General features: G+C 68.6%; 16 protein-coding genes and 2 tRNA genes. 5 read left to right on the forward strand and 13 right to left on the reverse strand.

The annotated features are described in order from the left end of the window. Positions 1-30: 30 nt before the first annotated feature. From HWX76_RS32720 to fdxA, 7 genes are all read right to left on the reverse strand, one after another. Entirely contained in the window at positions 31-369 is a 339-nt protein-coding gene (locus tag HWX76_RS32720; RefSeq protein WP_050011496.1) for an AzlD domain-containing protein, read from the reverse strand. Next, entirely contained in the window at positions 366-1133 is a 768-nt protein-coding gene (locus tag HWX76_RS32725; RefSeq protein ID WP_050011495.1) for an AzlC family ABC transporter permease, read from the reverse strand. Before HWX76_RS32725 ends, HWX76_RS32720 begins: the two co-directional genes overlap by 4 nt. 140 nt (positions 1134-1273) lie before the next feature. Then, positions 1274-2161 (reverse strand): AraC family transcriptional regulator, encoded by an 888-nt coding sequence (locus HWX76_RS32730; protein ID WP_050011494.1) that lies wholly within the window; start codon positions 2159-2161, stop codon positions 1274-1276. Between the two features lie 61 nt (positions 2162-2222). Continuing rightward, on the reverse strand, positions 2223-2708 hold the full coding sequence (locus HWX76_RS32735) for a CreA family protein (RefSeq protein WP_050011493.1): 486 nt from the start codon (positions 2706-2708) through the stop codon (positions 2223-2225). Positions 2709-2836: 128 nt separating this feature from the next. Further along, positions 2837-2912, reverse strand: a tRNA-Asn gene (locus tag HWX76_RS32740). A gap of 72 nt (positions 2913-2984) precedes the next feature. Next, positions 2985-3060, reverse strand: a tRNA-Asn gene (locus tag HWX76_RS32745). Between the two features lie 106 nt (positions 3061-3166). Continuing rightward, the gene (gene fdxA, locus HWX76_RS32750; protein ID WP_011544919.1) at positions 3167-3490 is read right to left on the reverse strand and encodes a ferredoxin FdxA; all 324 of its coding nucleotides are present in this window, start codon (positions 3488-3490) and stop codon (positions 3167-3169) included. A gap of 286 nt (positions 3491-3776) precedes the next feature. Here fdxA and pncB point away from each other — a divergent pair, with 286 nt between their 5' ends. The 5 genes from pncB (at position 3777) to rmuC (ending at position 9746) form a co-directional block, all read left to right on the forward strand. Further along, positions 3777-4976 (forward strand): nicotinate phosphoribosyltransferase, encoded by a 1200-nt coding sequence (gene pncB / locus HWX76_RS32755; protein WP_050011492.1) that lies wholly within the window; start codon positions 3777-3779, stop codon positions 4974-4976. Positions 4977-5063: 87 nt separating this feature from the next. After that, positions 5064-5726 carry a lactate utilization protein C gene (locus HWX76_RS32760; RefSeq protein ID WP_050011491.1) on the forward strand — a complete coding sequence of 221 codons (663 nt, stop codon included), beginning with the start codon at positions 5064-5066 and terminating at the stop codon, positions 5724-5726. 43 nt (positions 5727-5769) lie between these two features. Continuing rightward, on the forward strand, positions 5770-7200 hold the full coding sequence (locus tag HWX76_RS32765; protein WP_176016901.1) for a sodium:proton antiporter: 1431 nt from the start codon (positions 5770-5772) through the stop codon (positions 7198-7200). Positions 7201-7281: 81 nt separating this feature from the next. Further along, positions 7282-8271: a D-glycerate dehydrogenase gene (locus tag HWX76_RS32770; RefSeq protein ID WP_050011803.1), complete on the forward strand. Its 990-nt coding sequence runs from the start codon at positions 7282-7284 to the stop codon at positions 8269-8271. Then, a complete protein-coding gene (gene rmuC, locus HWX76_RS32775; RefSeq protein ID WP_050011489.1) occupies positions 8268-9746 on the forward strand; it encodes a DNA recombination protein RmuC in 1479 nt (492 codons plus the stop codon). Before HWX76_RS32770 ends, rmuC begins: the two co-directional genes overlap by 4 nt. 82 nt (positions 9747-9828) lie before the next feature. Here rmuC and HWX76_RS32780 read toward each other — a convergent pair whose 3' ends face one another. The 6 genes from HWX76_RS32780 to HWX76_RS32805 all read right to left on the reverse strand — a co-directional run bounded on the left by HWX76_RS32780 (position 9829) and on the right by HWX76_RS32805 (position 17110). Continuing rightward, positions 9829-10314, reverse strand: a complete 486-nt coding sequence (locus HWX76_RS32780; protein ID WP_050011488.1) for a GNAT family N-acetyltransferase — start codon at positions 10312-10314, stop codon at positions 9829-9831. Then, the gene (locus tag HWX76_RS32785) at positions 10311-10586 is read right to left on the reverse strand and encodes a hypothetical protein (protein ID WP_006476519.1); all 276 of its coding nucleotides are present in this window, start codon (positions 10584-10586) and stop codon (positions 10311-10313) included. Before HWX76_RS32785 ends, HWX76_RS32780 begins: the two co-directional genes overlap by 4 nt. A 37-nt stretch (positions 10587-10623) precedes the next feature. Then, positions 10624-11922, reverse strand: a complete 1299-nt coding sequence (glp, locus tag HWX76_RS32790) for a gephyrin-like molybdotransferase Glp (protein WP_124651221.1) — start codon at positions 11920-11922, stop codon at positions 10624-10626. Between the two features lie 111 nt (positions 11923-12033). Then, entirely contained in the window at positions 12034-12651 is a 618-nt protein-coding gene (gene mobA / locus HWX76_RS32795) for a molybdenum cofactor guanylyltransferase MobA (RefSeq protein WP_050011486.1), read from the reverse strand. A gap of 28 nt (positions 12652-12679) precedes the next feature. Next, the gene (gene moaA, locus HWX76_RS32800) at positions 12680-13780 is read right to left on the reverse strand and encodes a GTP 3',8-cyclase MoaA (protein WP_124637838.1); all 1101 of its coding nucleotides are present in this window, start codon (positions 13778-13780) and stop codon (positions 12680-12682) included. Positions 13781-13912: 132 nt separating this feature from the next. Then, the gene (locus tag HWX76_RS32805) at positions 13913-17110 is read right to left on the reverse strand and encodes an Rne/Rng family ribonuclease (protein ID WP_176016902.1); all 3198 of its coding nucleotides are present in this window, start codon (positions 17108-17110) and stop codon (positions 13913-13915) included. Positions 17111-17580: the final 470 nt, after the last annotated feature.

Consider the following 17580-nt stretch of genomic DNA (forward strand, 5'->3'; position numbering starts at 1 on the left):
AAACTTGAGCGCGCGCGATGGAGCGTGCGCTCAGGCGGGCGGCCAGTGCGGGATGACGACCCCTTGCCACAGGAAGAACACCGCGAGCCCGGCCGCGATGGTGACGAGCGGCCGGCGGGTCGCGGCCGACACGAGCACGGCCGCGAGCGCGCCGACGAGCTGCGGATTGCGCCACGTCAGCTCGGCCGTGCCGCCGTGCGGCGAGACGGTCATCGGCACGATGATCGCGGTCAGCACGGTGACCGGCACGAAGCCGAGCGCGGTCCGCACGAGCGGCGGGAACGTCAGCCGCTCGCCGAACAGGAACAGCGTCGAGCGGATCGCATACGTGATGACGGCCATCCCGAGGATCAACAGCGCGTAGTTCACGATGCGGCCTCCGGGCGAGAGCGGGCCCGCGTGCGATCGTGCCGCAGCGTGAGCACGACGCCGATCGCGACGCCGGCGGCGACCGCGCCGAGCAGCCCGAGCTTGTACGGCCAGCCCTGCCAGAAGTACGCGAGCGTGCCGGCCGTCGCGGCCGCCGCGAAGTAGCGCAGCGTGCCGAGCTGCGGGACGACGATCGCGATGAAGGTCGCCGCCATCGCGAAGTCGAGGCCGAGCGACTGCAGGCCCGGGAACGCCGTGCCGAAGCCGATGCCCGCGAGCGTCCAGACCTGCCAGTTCAGGTACATCGCGAGCCCGGAGCCGAAAAAGTAGTGGGGGCCGATCGTGCCGGGCGGGTAGTGCCGGTAGTGCCCGTAGGCGACCGCGAACACTTCGTCGGTCATCAACGCGCCGAGCGTCGCGCGCCAGCGCAGCGGCAGGTGTGCGACATAGGGCGCGAGCGTCGCGCTGTACAGCAGGTGGCGCAGGTTCACGATCAGCGTCGTGGCGAGCACGACGGCGAAGCTCGCGCTGCCGGCGATCAGGCCGAGCGCGATGAACTGCGCGGACCCCGCGAACACGGCGAGCGACATCAGCGCGCCATGCCAGGCGGCAAGCGGGCCGCTGCCGACGAGCGTGCCGAAAATCACGCCGAACGGCGCGGCGCCGATCATCATCGGAATCGTGTCGCGCGCGCCATCGAGCCATTCGTTGAGCGGGCGGCGCGGGGGTGAGGCGGGTGTCTCGTTCAAGTAGCGCTCCTCCATGAGCTGGAGGATAGCGGGCCGGTGGCGGGCCGGCTTGTATGTTCTTGCGCTCGCGGGAGCGGGGTCGGTGCCCGAGTGTCGGCCGGCGCGGCGGGTCGCTGCGCGGTGCGGTCCGACCGACGACGGCGGGAAGCCGTGCGTCAGCTTGCCTGCCAGCGCCCGGGCGGCACGCCGAACATCCGTTTGAAATGCCGCGTGAAGTGGCTCTGGTCGACGAAGCCGCTGGCCGCGGCGACATCGGCGACCGGCACGCCCGCGCGTAACGGTGCCAGCGCGCGCTGCAGCCGCAGCTGGTTGCGCCACGCATGCGGCGGCATGCCGGTCGTACGCGTGAACAGACGCGCGGCGTGGAACGGCGACAGGCCGACCGCCTGCGCGACGTCGTCGAGCGTCACCGCGGACGTCAGATCGGCGGCGAGCCGCTCGCGCATCGCGTCGACGCGCGGTTCGTCGGCCGCGAGCGGCGCCGGTTGCGGCCGCACGTCGGCATGGCGCACGATCAGCGTCGACAGCCCGTCGAGCATCGCGGTTTCGGCGGCGAGCGGATCGTAGACGCGCGGCGCGTCGGTAGCCGGACCGTCGGCCGCATGCGACGACAGCGCGCGCTCGCTGCCGGCTTCCAGCATCCGATGCGCGAGCGTGAGCCGGGCCGCCAGATCGGCGTCGCGGATCACGCCGGGGGCGAACCATGGCGGATCCTGCGGGCGGCCCGCGACTGCACTCGCGAGTTCGCGGATGAATTCCACCGGCATGTAACTGACGCGATAGCACCAGCCCTCGTCGGCGGCACGCGACCCCGTATGCACTTCGCCGGGATTGATCACGGGCACGGTGCCCGTTTCGGCGACATAGCCGTTGCCGCGATAGGTGAAGCGTTCCGCGCCTTCGAGAATCACGGGGATCGTGTACGCATCGTGCCAGTGGGGCGCGAACGCGTGATCGCGATAGGTGGCCGTGAGCAGGTCCGCGTCCGGCACGAGCGGCGTGCGCCAGTAGCGTGCGGAATCGGGAAGGCGGGTGGCGGACATGATCGGGCGCGGGAGCGGTCGAACCGACAGTGTATCGCTCGCGCCCCCGGCGGGTGCGGGCTTACTTGACCGGAATCGTCGTGCCGGCCGGCATCGGCACCGCGGTGACGGCGTTCTTCGGGCTGCCGCTGACGATGCGGTCGCTGTAGGTCAGATAGACGATCGTGTTGCGTTTCTTGTCGACCACGCGCACGACGTGCAGCGTCTTGAAGATGAACGACATGCGTTCGCTGAATACGTCGGCCTGCTGCTTGAGCGGTTCCTTGAAGCTGATCGGGCCGACCTGCCGGCACGCGATCGACGCTTCGCTCGGATCCTCGGCGACGCCGAGCGTGCCCTTGATCCCGCCGGTGCGCGCGCGCGACACGTAGCAGGTCACGCCGTTCACGACCGGATCGTCATAGGCCTCGACGACCACGCGATCGGAACCCGTGACGCGGAAATGGGTGTTGACGCTGCCGACTTCCTCCGCGTGCGCGAGCGGTGCGGCGGCGACGGCGGAGAGCAGGAGGGCGGCGGGGGCGAAACGGAGGAGGCGATGCTTCATCGACGGAACCGGATGCGGATGCGGGACAGAGACTCTAGCATGCGCATGACCGGGTCACGCAACGCAGGAAGGCGGACAAGGGGGCCGGAAAAACAAAAGGCCCGTCGAATGACGGGCCTTTCGCTATTTGGCTCCCCGACCTGGGCTCGAACCAGGGACCTACGGATTAACAGTCCGGCGCTCTACCGACTGAGCTATCGGGGAATAAATCGGTACATCTGCGTGCTATGTTTTCCAACAAAAAACCCGTCCACTTTCAACGGGCTTTTGCGTTTTTGGCTCCCCGACCTGGGCTCGAACCAGGGACCTACGGATTAACAGTCCGGCGCTCTACCGACTGAGCTATCGGGGAACAAACAAGCAACAGCAGAGAAACGAGATTGTATGGAGTGTTCGCTAACCTGTCAACACTTCGAAGCCGCGACGCATGAAATTTTTTTGCGGTCGCCGCCGTGCGATCAGCGCTCGAGCAGGTGCAGCTTGTCCTGCACGTCCTTCCATTCGTCCGCGTCGGCCGGCGCCGGCTTGGTCTTCGTGATCGACGGCCAGTTCTTCGCCAGCTCGGCGTTCAGCTCGGTGAACTGCTGCTGGTCGCCCGGAACGTCTTCTTCGGCATAGATCGCATTGGTCGGGCATTCGGCGACGCACACGGCGCAGTCGATGCACTCGTCCGGATCGATGGCGAGAAAGTTGGGACCTTCACGGAAGCAATCCACCGGGCACACATCCACGCAATCCGTGTATTTGCACTTGATGCAGCCTTCGGTCACAACGTGAGTCATTAAAACGCTCCTGCTTGGCGGTATATGGGGTGGCGTTTGCGCCAAAAGCGGCATTGTAACTGAAGCGCCAAACCCGCATGACGAGGTCGGCTATCCGGCTTATATCGTTTCGTGATTAGTTTATGGGGCGCGCGACACGGATACCCGTACGCCAGGCACCGGCACGATACGGCAAGGCGGCGGCCGGTTTCACGATGGTCGGGCCCGCATTCGGGTAACATGGCCGACAGACCGGGCGGCGCGCGGTGCGCCGGTGCCCTGTCACGATATTGGCGCTGCCGTCATCATGATCATCACTTCGCTGCTGGACACGGATCTCTACAAGTTCACGATGATGCAGGTCGTCCTGCATCACTTTCCCGCTGCAAACGTCGAATACCGGTTCCGCTGCCGCACGCCCGGCGTCGATCTCGTGCCGTACATCGACGAGATTCGCGACGAGGTGCGCGGCCTGTGCTCGCTGCGCTTTTCCGACGTCGAACTCGACTACCTGCGGCGGATGCGCTTCATCAAGAGCGACTTCGTCGACTTCCTCGCGTTGTTCCACCTGAACGAGAAGTACATCTCGATCACGCCGTCGCCGAAGGGCAACGGCGAGATCGACGTCGTGATCGAGGGGCCGTGGCTGCACACGATCCTGTTCGAGATCCCGGTGCTCGCGATCGTCAACGAAGTCTATTTCCGCAACACGCAGCGCGAGCCCGACTATCGCGAAGGGCGCGAGCGGCTGCGCGAGAAGATCAAGCTGCTCGGCGCGAAGCCCGAATTCGCCGACTGCAAGATCGCCGACTACGGCACGCGCCGGCGCTTCTCGAAGGTCTGGCACGAGGAAGTCGCGCTCACGCTGCGCGACGGGCTCGGCCCGCAGTTCGCGGGCACGAGCAACGTGCTGTACGCGATGAAGCACGACATCACGCCGCTCGGCACGATGGCGCACGAATACCTGCAGGCGTGCCAGGCGCTCGGCCCGCGGCTGCGCGATTCGCAGATCTACGGCTTCGAGATGTGGGCGAAGGAATATCGCGGCGACCTCGGGATCGCGCTGTCGGACGTCTACGGGATGGACGCGTTCCTGAACGACTTCGACATGTATTTCTGCAAGCTGTTCGACGGCGCGCGCCACGATTCGGGCGATCCGTTCGACTGGGGCGAGCGGATGCTGCGCCACTACGAGGCGAACCGCTGCGACCCGCGCACCAAGGTGCTCGTGTTCTCGGACGCGCTCGACATCCCGAAGGTCATGCAGCTGTACGAACGGTTCCGCGGCCGCTGCAAGCTCGCGTTCGGCGTCGGCACCAACCTCACCAACGATCTCGGCTACGTGCCGCTGCAGATCGTGATCAAGATGGTTCGCTGCAACGGTCAGCCGGTCGCGAAGCTGTCGGATTCGCCGGGCAAGAGCATGTGCGACGACAAGGCCTATCTCGCGTACCTGCGCCAGGTGTTCGGCATCGCGCAGCCGGTCGAGGAAGACGCGTCGAAGTAGGCGTTGGCCGTTCGGCCGAAGGTGTGTCGCGCCAGGGGGGGCCGGTATAATCCGACGTATTGCACGCCAACGTCACGAGGACCGTTCATGGACACTTCCGCCGCCCGTCGCCAGATCCTCGCGCGCATTCGCGCGGCGCAGGGGCGCGCGGCCGAACCCGATGCAGCGGAGCGCGACGGCGTCGCCGACTATCTCGCGCGGCATCCGCAGGGCCCGCGCCCGCCGGCGCCGGCCGACCTCGTCGCTGCTTTCGTCGACGAAGCGGGGCGCCTGTCGACCACGGTCGACGAAGTCGCGACGCTGGCCGACGTGCCTGCCGCCGCCGCCCGCTATCTTGCTGCTCAGGGTCTGCCGACGCAGGCCGTCGCATGGCGCACGCTGGCCGATTTCGACTGGGCCGGCGCCGGCCTGTCGGTCGAGTGCCGCAAGCCGCGCGACGGCGATCTCGTCGGCCTGACCGGCTGCTTCTGCGCGACCGCCGAAACGGGGTCGCTGGTGCTGCTGTCCGGTCCCGACACTTACGCATCGGCCGGTCTTTTGCCGGAAACCCACATCGCGATCGTGCCGGCGTCGCGCATCGTCGCCGGTCATGAAGACGCGTTCGCGCTGATTCGCGCGGAGCGCGGCGAGCTGCCGCGCGCGGTCAATTTCGTGTCGGGCCCATCGCGCACGGGCGACATCGAGCAAACGATCATTCTGGGCGCACACGGCCCGTACCGCGTGCACGCGATCGTCGTACGGGGCGCATGACGCGCCTGCCGCATTCACCGTTACTCGAACAAGGAAGTTCCGCATGAAACGACATGCCGCCTGGGCGGGCATGGCGTCGGGAATCGCGCTTGGCGCCACTCCCGCGCTCGCATCGGCCGCCACGCTCGACGGTGCCACGCTGTCCGCGCTCTGGGGCATCCCGTTCGCCGGGATCCTGCTGTCCATCGCGCTGTTCCCGCTCATCGCCCCGGTGTTCTGGCATCACCACTTCGGCAAGATCGCGGCCGGCTGGGCGATCGTGTTTCTCGCGCCGTTCGCGGTCGCGTTCGGCGCCGGCGCCGCGTTCGGCACGCTCGTGCATGCGCTGCTCGAGGAATACATTCCGTTCATCGTGCTGCTCACCGCGCTCTATACGGTCGCGGGCGGCATCTGCGTGAATGGCAACCTGCACGGTTCGCCGAAGCTGAATACCGCGATCCTCGCGCTCGGCACGCTGCTCGCGAGCGTGATGGGCACGACGGGCGCCGCGATGCTGCTGATCCGGCCGCTGCTGCGCGCCAACGACAACCGCAAGCATGTCGTGCACGTCGTGATCTTCTTCATCTTCCTCGTCGCGAACGCGGGTGGCTCGCTGTCGCCGCTCGGCGATCCGCCGCTGTTCCTCGGCTTCCTCAACGGCGTGAGCTTCTTCTGGACGACCACGCATCTCGCGCTGCCGATGCTGTTCATCTGCGTGGTGCTGCTCGCGCTGTTCTTCGCGCTCGATACGTACTTCTACCGGAAGGGCGGCGAGGAGCGGCCGGCCGCGCTCGATCCGACGCCCGACGGCGCGGCGCTGTCGATCGACGGCAAGATCAACTTCGTGCTGCTGGCGGCCGTGATCGCGCTCGTGCTGATGAGCGGCGTGTGGAAGCCGGGCATCTCGTTCGACGTTTGGGGCACGCACGTCGCGCTGCAGAATCTCGTGCGCGACGTCGCGCTCGTGGTCGTGACGCTCGCGTCGCTCGCGCTGACGCCGCGTTCCGCGCGCGACGGCAACGCGTTCAACTGGGCGCCGATCGAGGAAGTCGCGAAGCTGTTCGCGGGCATCTTCGTGACGATCGCGCCGGTGATCGTGATCCTGCGCGCGGGTGCGGACGGCGCGTTCGCGCAGATCGTCCATCTCGTCACGGGCCCCGACGGCAAGCCGGTCGACGCAATGTACTTCTGGGCGACCGGCATCCTGTCGTCGTTCCTCGACAACGCGCCGACCTATCTCGTGTTCTTCAACCTCGCGGGCGGCGACGCGCAGACACTGATGACGACCGGCGCGTCGACGCTCGCCGCGATTTCCGCCGGCGCGGTGTTCATGGGCGCAAACAGCTATATCGGCAACGCGCCGAACTTCATGGTGAAGGCGATCGCCGAATCGCGCGGCGTGAAGATGCCGAGCTTCTTCGCGTACCTCGGCTGGGCGCTCGTCGTGCTGATACCGGTATTCCTGCTGACGTCGTGGCTTTTCTTCACGGCGTAAGCTGACGTTTTTCAACCCCGAGCGGGCGGCTCCGGCGGCGCATCGCGCGCCGCGATCCGTCCGCGGTATGCGGAGATGGCGATGCAGAAGATCCTGGTCGCGCGTCCGATCTTTCCGGACGTGATCGAACGGCTCAAGCAGTATTTCGACGTCGACTGGAACGACGGCGATGCGCTCGCGCCCGACGCGCTTGCCGCGCGTCTGGCCGACAAGGACGGCGCGCTGACGGCCGGCGACCCGGTCGGCGCGGCCACGCTCGCGGCGGCGCCGCGCCTGCGGGTGGTGGCGAACATGGCGGTCGGCTACAACAACTTCGACATGGCCGCGTTCAACGCGGCGAACGTGCTCGGCACCAACACGCCCGACGTGCTGAACGAGTCGACCGCCGATTTCGGCTGGGCGCTGATGATGGCCGCCGCACGCCGGATCGCCGAATCCGAACACTGGCTGCGCGCCGGTCACTGGCGGAAGTGGGCGTACGACGGCTTCCTCGGCACCGACATCTACGGTTCGACGCTCGGCGTGATCGGGATGGGCCGTATCGGCCAGGCGCTTGCGCGCCGCGCGCGCGGTTTCGGGATGCAGGTGATCTATCACAACCGGTCGCGCGTCGCGCCCGAGATCGAGGCCGAGCTGGATGCCGAATACGTGTCGAAGGATGCGCTGCTTGCGCGCGCCGATCATGTCGTGCTCGTGCTGCCGTACACGAAGGAGAACCATCACACGATCGGCGCGGCCGAGCTCGCGAAGATGAAACCCACCGCGACGCTGACCAACATCGCGCGCGGCGGGATCGTCGACGACGCGGCGCTGGCCGCCGCGCTGCGCGACGGGACGATCGCCGCGGCCGGCCTCGACGTGTACGAGGGCGAGCCGAGCGTGCATCCGGCGCTGCTCGAGGTGCCGAACGTCGTGCTGACGCCGCATATCGCGAGCGCGACCGAAAAGACTCGCCGCGCGATGGCCAATCTCGCCGCCGACAACCTGATCGCCGCACTGGGCGAAGGGCCGCGTGCGGGGCAGCCGCCGAATCCGATCAACCCTGACGTGATCGGGAAGCCGCGCGCATGACGACGACGTTGTTGCTTGCGGCGGTCGTCGTGCTGGCCGTCGCGCTCGCGGTGGCGATCGTCGCGCTCGTGCGCGGCGGCGGCCGCCACGACGACGCGGCCGTGCTCGGCGACCAGATCGAGGACGCCGCGCATGCGCAGGCGCGCGCGGTCGAGCGGCTCGAACGCGAATTGCGCGGCGAGATCGTCGAGACCGCACGCGGCTCGCGTACCGAGCTGGCCGGCAGCTTCGCCCAGTTGCAGCAGACACTCGCCGCGCAACTGACGAGCGTCGCGACCGTGCAGAACAACCAGATCGAGGGGTTCGCGCAGCAGCTCGGCAAGCTCGTCGCCGGCAACGCGCAGCAGTTCGACGCGATGCGCGAGAGCGTGCAGCGCCAGGCCCAGCAGGCACGCGAGGAGCAAACGGGCGCGCTGCGGCTGTTCGGCGACACGCTGAACCGGCAGCTCACGCAACTGACCGAGGCGAACGACCGCCGGATCGGCGAGGTGCGTGCGACGCTCGAACAGCGGCTGAAGGAAATCGAGACGAACAACGCGGCGAAGCTCGAGGAGATGCGCCGCACCGTCGACGAGAAGCTGCACGCGACGCTCGAGCAGCGGCTCGGCGAATCGTTCAAGCTCGTGTCGGACCGGCTCGAACAAGTGCATCGCGGGCTCGGCGAGATGCAGACGCTCGCGGCCGGCGTCGGCGATCTGAAGAAGGTGCTGACCAACGTGAAGACGCGCGGCACCTGGGGCGAAGTGCAGCTCGAGGCGCTGCTCGAACAGATGCTTACGCCCGACCAGTACGCGAAGAACGTCGTGACGGTGCCGAAGCGTACCGAGCGCGTCGAATTCGCGATCCGGCTGCCGGGGCGGGACGCCGGCACGCGCGACGCGTCGCCGGTGTGGCTGCCAATCGACGCGAAATTCCCGCGCGAAGACTACGAGCGGCTGATCGACGCGCAGGAGCGTGCCGACGCGGTGGCCGTCGAGGAGGCGGCGCGTGCGCTCGAGGCGCGGGTGCGGATGGAAGCGCGCACGATCGCCGAGAAGTACGTCGCGCCGCCGTACACGACCGATTTCGCGCTGCTGTTCCTGCCGACCGAGGGGCTCTATGCGGAGATCCTGCGCCGCCCGGGGCTGACCGACCTGCTGCAGCGCGACTATCGCGTGACGGTCGCGGGGCCGACCACGCTCACCGCGCTGCTCAACAGCCTGCAGATGGGGTTCCGCACGCTCGCGATCGAGCAGCGTTCGAGCGAGGTGTGGCAGGTGCTCGGCGCGGTCAAGACGGAGTTCGGCAAGTTCGGCGACGTGCTCGCGCGCACGAAGGCGCAGCTCGAAACGGTCACGCGCTCGATCGAGTCCGCCGAGCAGCGCACACGTGTGATGAACCGCAAGCTGAAGCAGGTCGAGGCGTTGCCGGGCGATACGGCGGCCGGGTTGCTCGGCGCGGAAGAGGCCGAAGGCGCCGACGCGGACGACGCGTGACGCGCGTTGCTGGCAACTGTCGGACAGAAGAAACGGGCGCCCGTTTTCCTTTGCAGCGGTCACCGGCGCAGCCGGCTCGCGTTCAATGCGCGGCGAGCGTGTCCAGCGCGTCGCCCGTCACGCGCACGATGCGCCACTCCGGCAGCACGGTCGCGCCCATCTTCTCGTAGAAGTCGATCGCCGGCTGATTCCAGTCGAGCACCGACCATTCGAAGCGCGCGCAACGGCGCTCGACGGCGAGCGCCGCGAGATGGCGCAGCATCGCGGTGCCCAGGCCCGTGCCGCGCTGCGACGGCTGCACGTACAGATCCTCGAGATAGAGCCCGCGGCGGCCGAGGAACGTCGAATAGTTGTGGAAGAACAGCGCGTACGCGACGATCGTGCCGTCTTGTTCGGCTACGCGTGCCTCGGCGGCAGGATGCTCGCCGAACAGCGCGTCGGCGAGATCGGCTTCGGTCGCGACGAACAGCTCGGTGAGCTTTTCGAACTCGGCCAGCTCGCGCATCAGCGCGAGGATCGTGCCGACGTCGCGCGTGTCGGCCGCGCGGATCAGCGGCGTGCCGCTCACGCTTCTTCCGGCGGATCGGACAGCACGATCTCGATGCCGCCGAAGCGCGATGCGACCCAGTTGTACGCATGGCACGCGATCCACAGCAGCACGAAACCGAGGATCGCGTTCAGCAGCAGTGCGCTCAGGATCGTGCTCAACTCGACCATCCCGTAACGGATATACGCAACGAGAATGCCGAGCAGCACGATCGGCACGCTGAACGTCAGGTAGACGAGGATCAGCGCCTTGGCGGTCTGCCCCGCGGCGATCGACGAGATTTGTTTCTTCATGTGCGGATTGCCCCCGTAGAAATATACCGATTGGAATTCAGATCAGGCCGTCGAGCGGCAGGATGTCGACCGGGGCGCCCGCGTCGACTGCCGCGGAATCGTGGCCCAGGACGATGAAACAGTTGGCGGCCGCGAGACCGCTCAGCGACGCCGAGCTTTGCGATCCGACCGGTACGACGTGCCATTGACCGTCGGCGGCGCGCGTCGCGATGCCGCGCAGGTAGTCGGTGCGGCCGGGGCGTTTCTTCAACGGTTGCGTGCTGAGCGCCGTGTACATGGCCGGCGGCGGCGTGCGCGCGCCGGCCAGCGTCAGCAGCGCGGGGCGCACGATCGCATGGAACGTCACGGCGGACGCGACCGGATTGCCGGGCAAGCCGAAGAACAGCGCGTGACCGGCGTCGTCGGCCGCGCGGGCGAGCGTACCGCACGCGAGCGGGCGGCCCGGTCGCAGCGCGAGGCTCGCGAACGTCACGTCGCCGAGCCGGGCCATCACGTCGCGCGTGAAATCGGCTTCGCCGACCGACACGCCGCCGGACGTGATCACCGCATCGGCCTGCGCGGCGATGGCGTCGCGCAATGCGGCTTCGAGCGCGGCCGGGTCGTCGCGGACGATCCCGAGATCGATCGCGTCCACGTGCAGCCGTTCGAGCATTGCGATCAGCATCCCGCGATTGCTGTCGTACAGCGCGCCGCGGCCGAGTGGTTCGCCGGGCTCGCGCAACTCGTCGCCGGTCGAGAACACGGCGACGCGCACGCGCCGGCGCACCGTGACGTCGGCGATGCCGAACGACGCGAGCAGGCCGAGATCGGACGGCCGCAAAATGCGGCCCGCGGCGAGCGCACAGGTGCCGCGCGCGAGATCCTCGCCGGCCTTGCGGCAGTTCGCGCCGCGCGCGACGTCGTGCGCGGCGAAGCGAATCGCGTCGCCGTCGACGCGAACGCGTTCCTGCGGAATCACCGTGTCGCATCCGGCCGGCATCGGCGCGCCCGTCATGATGCGCACGCATGCACCGGCCGCCACGGCGCCGTCGAACGGATGGCCGGCGAACGCGGTGCCGACAACCGTCATCGCGACCTCGCCCTGCGCCGACGCGAGTGCCGCGGCTCCGCCGTCGAACGCATAGCCGTCCATCGCCGAGTTGTCGTACGCGGGAATGTCGAATGGCGCGCTCACGTCGGCCGCGAGCACGCGATCGAGCGCCTCGCGCAGCGCCACCGTATCGCACGCGTCGACGGGCACCGCGAAGCGGCACGCGAGTGCCTGCGCGTCGGCGAGCGACAGCGGGGCATCGGGGTCGGGTGCGGTTCGGGAGGCGGGCGAGGATTGCGTGATCATCAGTCGGACTGCGCCGCAAGGCGTATCGGGTTCGTGGCCGGTGGCGCGAGGAGGGTGCCGGGGCGCGGGTTTCGCGTGCGGCAGACGCCGGGCGGGAACGGCGCGGGGCCGTCAACGGCGGGCCAGCGCGGCCAGTTCCTGCCAGGAATTGGCATTGTAAAACGCACGCTCGTCGCGAAACTCGACTTCGACCGTCGTGTGGCGTGCGTACCACGCACGCATCTTGCGGTCGCCGGCCGCGAGTCGGGCGGCGAGGTCGTCCGCCAGCGACGTGCGCAGCAGCGCGAACGTCGGCTGCGGCGAGCGCATCTGCTGCGCGTCGACGGTGACCGCCATCGCGATATCGGCCTGTTGCGCGTCGAGCGCCGCATGCAGCCGCGCGACGAGGTCGGCGGGCAGATAGGGCGTATCGCACGGCGAGCACGCGACCAGCGGTGCGCGCGCCGCGCGCATGCCGGCAAGCAGGCCCGCGAGCGGCCCGGGGAAGTCGGGGGTTTCGTCGGCGACGATGCGCGCGTCGAACGGCGCACCGAGTTCGGCATAGCGATCGGCATGGCGATTCGCGCTGATCACCGTCTCGTCGACCTGCGGCGACAGCCGGCGCAGTACGTGCAGCGCGAGCGGCGTACCGTCGAGCAGTTGCAGGCCCTTGTCGACGCCGTCCATGCGCGTGGCGCGCCCGCCCGCGAGCAGCAGGCCGGCGATCGACGGGGAGGCGGGAGCGGGCATCGTGCGCGGATGGACAGAGCGGCGTGCGTCAGCCGCCGATATACGACATTTCGACGCGCTTGCCGGCGCCGTCGGCCGATGCGCTGCCGCGCAGTTGCGAATAGCGGTCGGTGCGCGCGTGCCAGATGCGGGCGATCGCGGTCGCGATCTCGGCATCGGTCGCGCCGCCGCGCACGAGCGCACGCAGATCGTGCCCCGTCGACGCGAACAGGCACAGGTACAGCTTGCCTTCGGTCGACAGCCGCGCGCGCGTGCAGTCGCCGCAGAAGGCCTGCGTGACGCTCGAGATCACGCCGATCTCGCCGCTGCCGTCCGCATAGCCCCAGCGCTGCGCGGTCTCGGCCGCCGTGTGCGGCTCGAGCGGCACGAGCGGGAAATGTTCGGCGATGCGCGCGACGACGTCCGCCGACGGCAGCACCTCGGTCATGTTCCAGCCGTTCGACGTGCCGACGTCCATGTATTCGATGAAGCGCAGGATCACGCCGGTGCCGCGAAAACGCTCGGCCATCGGCAGGATCTCGCTGTCGTTGGTGCCGCGCTTCACGACCATGTTGACCTTGACCGGCGCGAGGCCCGCGGCCTGTGCGGCGAAGATGCCGTCGAGCACGTCGGCGCTCGCGAACTCCGCGTCGTTCATGCGCTTGAACAGCGTATCGTCGAGCGCATCGAGGCTGACCGTGACGCGCGTGAGCCCGGCGTCCTTCAGCGCGCGCGCCTTGCGCGCGAGCAGCGAGCCGTTGGTCGTCAGCGTCAGGTCGAGCGGGCGGCCTGCGTGCGTCGTCAGGCGCGCGAGCCGCTCGATCAGGAATTCGAGGTTCTTGCGAAGCAGCGGCTCGCCGCCCGTGATGCGGATCTTCTCGACGCCGTGTGCGACGAAGAGCCGCGCGACGCGCTCGATTTCCTCGTGCGTAAGCAGCGCGCTGTGCGGCAGGAACGGATAGTCCTTGTCGAAGACCGCGCGCGGCATGCAGTACACGCAACGGAAGTTGCAGCGATCCGTCACCGAAATGCGCAGGTCGCGCAGCGGCCGGGCGAACGTGTCGGCCAGCGTGCCGTCGGGGGCATGCGCGACGCCGGAGACGTCCGGCATCCCGCTGACGTCGGCGAGGGGAATGATGCGTCGGGACATGTTGGAAGAAGTGCGAACCAGACTGCTATTTTAGCCGCAACCGGCCGGCGGGGCCGGTGGGCGGAAACCCGCAGCGCGGACGTGAAAAAGCCCGCCGGAGGCGGGCTTTTCCTAGGTCGTGCGATGCGCCGTTCAGTGGTGCGTCGTTTCGACCTGCTGCATCGGGGCCGTATCGGCCGGCGGCAGCACCTTGCGTTCGCGCGGCACGCGGGCCGGGCGCGGGAGTCGCGATGCGGCTTCCTGCGCGGCCGCGAACTTGTCGGCGTCCGTGTTCACCCAGACGAGACCGGCCTGCTCCAGCACGACATCCAGGCTCGCCGAAGCGGGCGCGGCTGCCGGTTGTGCGGGAGCCGGCGTCGGTGCCGGTGCGGCGACGGCCTCGACCGGTGCTGCGTCGACAGGCGCTGCTTCGACCGGTGCTGCTTCGACCGGTGCCGGTTCGACTGCCACCGGAGCGGCTTCGATCGCGACGGCCGGTGCGGCTGGCTCGACCGGTGCGGCTTGCGGCGCCTCGACAGCGACCGGCGCGGCTTGCGGCGCGTCGACAGCGACCGGCGCGGCCGCCGGCACTTCGAACGCATCGGTCGGCGATACCGCGACCGGCGCCGGGCCCGCTTCCGCGACCGCCGGTGCGACCGGTGCCGGTTCTGCTGCCTGGACGGCGACGACGGGCTCGACCGGGGCGGCCGGAGCCGCTTCGGCGTGTGCCGGCGCCGGCTGCGCTTCGACAGCGGCTGGTGCGGCATGCTGCTCGGCGACGGCTTCCACGGCGACCGCGCTGGCCGCGGCCGCGACGACTACCGGTGCGGCAGTGTGGGCCGGTTCGGCCGCGACCGGCGTCACGGCTTGCGCCGCGACTTCGCCTTCGGCGCCTTGCTCGGCCTGGTCGACCGAGCCGTCTTCCTCGCGCTCGCGACGACCGCCGCGGCGGCCGCGACGGCGACGGCGGCGTTCTTCGCCGTCACGTGCGCCGGCTTCCGCATCGGCTGCCAGTTCCGCGCCGGGCAGGGCTTCTGCAACAGCCTTGTCGGTTTCCGGTTCCGGATGGTTTTCGCCGCGGGTGACGGTTTCGAGCGTGGCCGCATGCTGGGTCGGCTTGCGGCGTTCGCCGCGCTCGCGACGCTCGCCGCGTTCCTGGCGCTCGCCACGGCCGGCTGCTTCGACGCCTTCCGGCTGTTCGACGCGCTCGCGCGGTTCGCGGTTTTCACGCGGTTCGCGCGGCTCACGGGCTTCACGCGGCTCGCGACCTTCGCGCGGGCCACGGCCCTCGCGGCCTTCGCGACCCTCACGGTTTTCACGACCTTCGCGGTTTTCGCGACCCTCGCGGCCCTCACGCAGCTCACGACCCTCGCGCGGCTCACGGCCTTCACGCGGTTCGCGCACTTCCTTGCCTTCGCGCTCCTGGCGTTGCGGCTGGCCACGGCCGGCGGCTGCCTGGTCACGGCCGCCTTGCGCCTGCTGGGCGCCGCCGCGACGGTTGCGGTTGCGATCGCCGCCGCGCTGCTCGGTCTTTTCGGTGCGCTCGCGAGCCGGGCGGGCTGCCTGCTCCTTCGCCGGGGCTGGCGCGACCGGTGCGGGCGCCGGTGCCGGCGACACGCCGAACAGGCCCTTCAGCCAGCCGATGAAGCCGCCGCTTGCCGCGGCGACGGGCGCCGGGGCGGGGGCCGCAACGGGTTCGACCGGACGCTGCGGCGCCGGGCTCGGTGCCGGACGCTCGGGCGTGATGCCCTTGACCGCGGCTTCCTGCTTCGGCTTCACTTCGGCCGCACGCTTGCTGTAGCCGGTTTCCGACTCGAGCTCGCGGGCCGCTTCCTCGGCCATCTTCCAGGATGCGCGCGGATCGTCGAGGCGCGCGTCGTCGTGACGCAGGCGCTCGAGCTTGTAGTGCGGCGTATCGAGGTGCTTGTTCGGGATCAGCACGATGCCGACCTTGAAGCGCGACTCGATCTTGTTGATTTCCTGACGCTTTTCGTTCAGCAGGAAGGCGGTCACCTCGACCGGCACCTGGCAGTGGATCGCCGCGGTGTTTTCCTTCATCGCTTCTTCCTGAATGATCCGCAGGACCTGCAGCGCGGACGATTCGGTATCGCGGATGTGGCCGGTGCCGTTGCAGCGCGGGCACGTCACGTGGCTGCCTTCCGACAGCGCCGGGCGCAGGCGCTGGCGCGACAGCTCCATCAGGCCGAAGCGGGAGATCTTGCCCATCTGCACGCGCGCACGGTCGTGCTTGAGCGCGTCCTTCAGGCGCTGCTCGACTTCACGCTGGCTCTTCGCCGATTCCATGTCGATGAAATCGATCACGATCAGGCCGCCGAGGTCGCGCAGGCGCAGCTGGCGGGCGACTTCGTCGGCCGCTTCGAGGTTCGTGCGGGTGGCCGTTTCCTCGATGTCCGCGCCCTTGGTCGCGCGGGCCGAGTTCACGTCGATCGCGACGAGCGCTTCGGTGTGGTCGATCACGATCGCGCCACCGGACGGCAGCGGCACCGTGCGCGAGTACGCGGTTTCGATCTGGTGCTCGATCTGGAAACGCGAGAACAGCGGCACGTCGTCGTGGTAGCGCTTCACCTTCGCGACGTTGTCCGGCATCACGATGTCCATGAACGCACGGGCCTGATCGTGGATTTCGTTCGTGTCGATCAGGATTTCGCCGATATCGGGCTGGAAATAGTCCCGGATCGCGCGGATCACGAGGCTCGATTCCAGATAGATCAGCATCGGCTGGCCGGCGTTGCCGCTTTGCGACGCCGCTTCGATCGCGCGCCACAGTTGCAGCAGGTAATTCAGGTCCCATTGCAGTTCCTCGGCGCTGCGGCCGATGCCCGCGGTACGGGCGATCATGCTCATGCCGTCCGGAATCTGCAGTTGCGCCATCGTTTCGCGCAGTTCCTGGCGCTCGTCGCCTTCGATCCGGCGCGACACGCCGCCGCCGCGCGGATTGTTCGGCATCAGCACGAGGTAGCGGCCGGCGAGCGAGATGAAGGTGGTGAGGGCGGCGCCCTTGTTGCCACGCTCTTCCTTCTCGACCTGGACGATCAGCTCCTGGCCTTCGCGCAGCGCATCCTGAATGCGCGCGGAGCGCATGTCGATGCCGTCCTTGAAGTACTGGCGGGCGACTTCCTTGAACGGCAGGAAGCCGTGGCGGTCTTCGCCGTAGTTGACGAAGCACGCTTCGAGCGACGGCTCGATACGGGTGATGACACCTTTGTAGATATTGCCTTTGCGCTGTTCGCGCCCGGCGGTTTCGATGTCGATGTCGATGAGCTTTTGCCCATCGACGATGGCGACGCGCAGCTCCTCCTGCTGCGTCGCATTGAACAGCATGCGTTTCATGAACGACTCCAGGCGGCTCCGCTGCCGGCGCCTCGCGGTTGTCAGTCGCGAGGGCGGGAACGACGGCAGGCCGCACCTTGTTGTGTTGTCACGAGCACGCTGGAGCGGGAACGCTGGCGGGGAGAATTGCCTGAAGAGGCGCTTGGGCCCGAAAGACGGGGCCGGCGGCCATAGGGCACCTGCGAATACGGCTTCAAAGCACGGCGTTCACACACCGCACGCTGCAAAAGCGCGCTAAGCCTGTCCGGGCATTGCCACGGGCGCGCGCAATGCGTCGCGCGCGCCGACGGGCGGCAGATGCTGCGGCTTGGGCCGCAGCGGGGAGTATCGAATCCAGCCCGACTTTCCCGCTTGGGGTGTACTTCCCTGGTTTGACGTCGCCAAGCCCCGCACGCTTCGCGGGGCCAAATCGGGCGCAACGCCGTAATTTTCGCAACCGGCAGCCTGCGGACGCACTGCGCGCCGTCGGG

It is taken from the genome of Burkholderia sp. BCC0398, assembly GCF_902833245.1.
Classification (GTDB): domain Bacteria; phylum Pseudomonadota; class Gammaproteobacteria; order Burkholderiales; family Burkholderiaceae; genus Burkholderia; species Burkholderia sola.

Bases quoted from the DNA above. Each gene is read 5' to 3' on its own strand.
- rmuC (WP_050011489.1), top strand. From the start codon at position 8,268: ATGACGACGACGTTGTTGCTTGCGGCGGTCGTCGTGCTGGCCGTCGCG.
- mobA (WP_050011486.1), bottom strand. From the start codon at position 12,651: ATGCCCGCTCCCGCCTCCCCGTCGATCGCCGGCCTGCTGCTCGCGGGC.
- HWX76_RS32765 (WP_176016901.1), top strand. From the start codon at position 5,770: ATGAAACGACATGCCGCCTGGGCGGGCATGGCGTCGGGAATCGCGCTT.
- HWX76_RS32760 (WP_050011491.1), top strand. From the start codon at position 5,064: ATGGACACTTCCGCCGCCCGTCGCCAGATCCTCGCGCGCATTCGCGCG.
- HWX76_RS32725 (WP_050011495.1), bottom strand. From the start codon at position 1,133: ATGGAGGAGCGCTACTTGAACGAGACACCCGCCTCACCCCCGCGCCGC.
- fdxA (WP_011544919.1), bottom strand. From the start codon at position 3,490: ATGACTCACGTTGTGACCGAAGGCTGCATCAAGTGCAAATACACGGAT.
- moaA (WP_124637838.1), bottom strand. From the start codon at position 13,780: ATGTCCCGACGCATCATTCCCCTCGCCGACGTCAGCGGGATGCCGGAC.
- HWX76_RS32785 (WP_006476519.1), bottom strand. From the start codon at position 10,586: ATGAAGAAACAAATCTCGTCGATCGCCGCGGGGCAGACCGCCAAGGCG.
- pncB (WP_050011492.1), top strand. From the start codon at position 3,777: ATGATCATCACTTCGCTGCTGGACACGGATCTCTACAAGTTCACGATG.
- HWX76_RS32805 (WP_176016902.1), bottom strand. From the start codon at position 17,110: ATGAAACGCATGCTGTTCAATGCGACGCAGCAGGAGGAGCTGCGCGTC.
- HWX76_RS32770 (WP_050011803.1), top strand. From the start codon at position 7,282: ATGCAGAAGATCCTGGTCGCGCGTCCGATCTTTCCGGACGTGATCGAA.
- HWX76_RS32730 (WP_050011494.1), bottom strand. From the start codon at position 2,161: ATGTCCGCCACCCGCCTTCCCGATTCCGCACGCTACTGGCGCACGCCG.
- HWX76_RS32735 (WP_050011493.1), bottom strand. From the start codon at position 2,708: ATGAAGCATCGCCTCCTCCGTTTCGCCCCCGCCGCCCTCCTGCTCTCC.
- glp (WP_124651221.1), bottom strand. From the start codon at position 11,922: ATGATCACGCAATCCTCGCCCGCCTCCCGAACCGCACCCGACCCCGAT.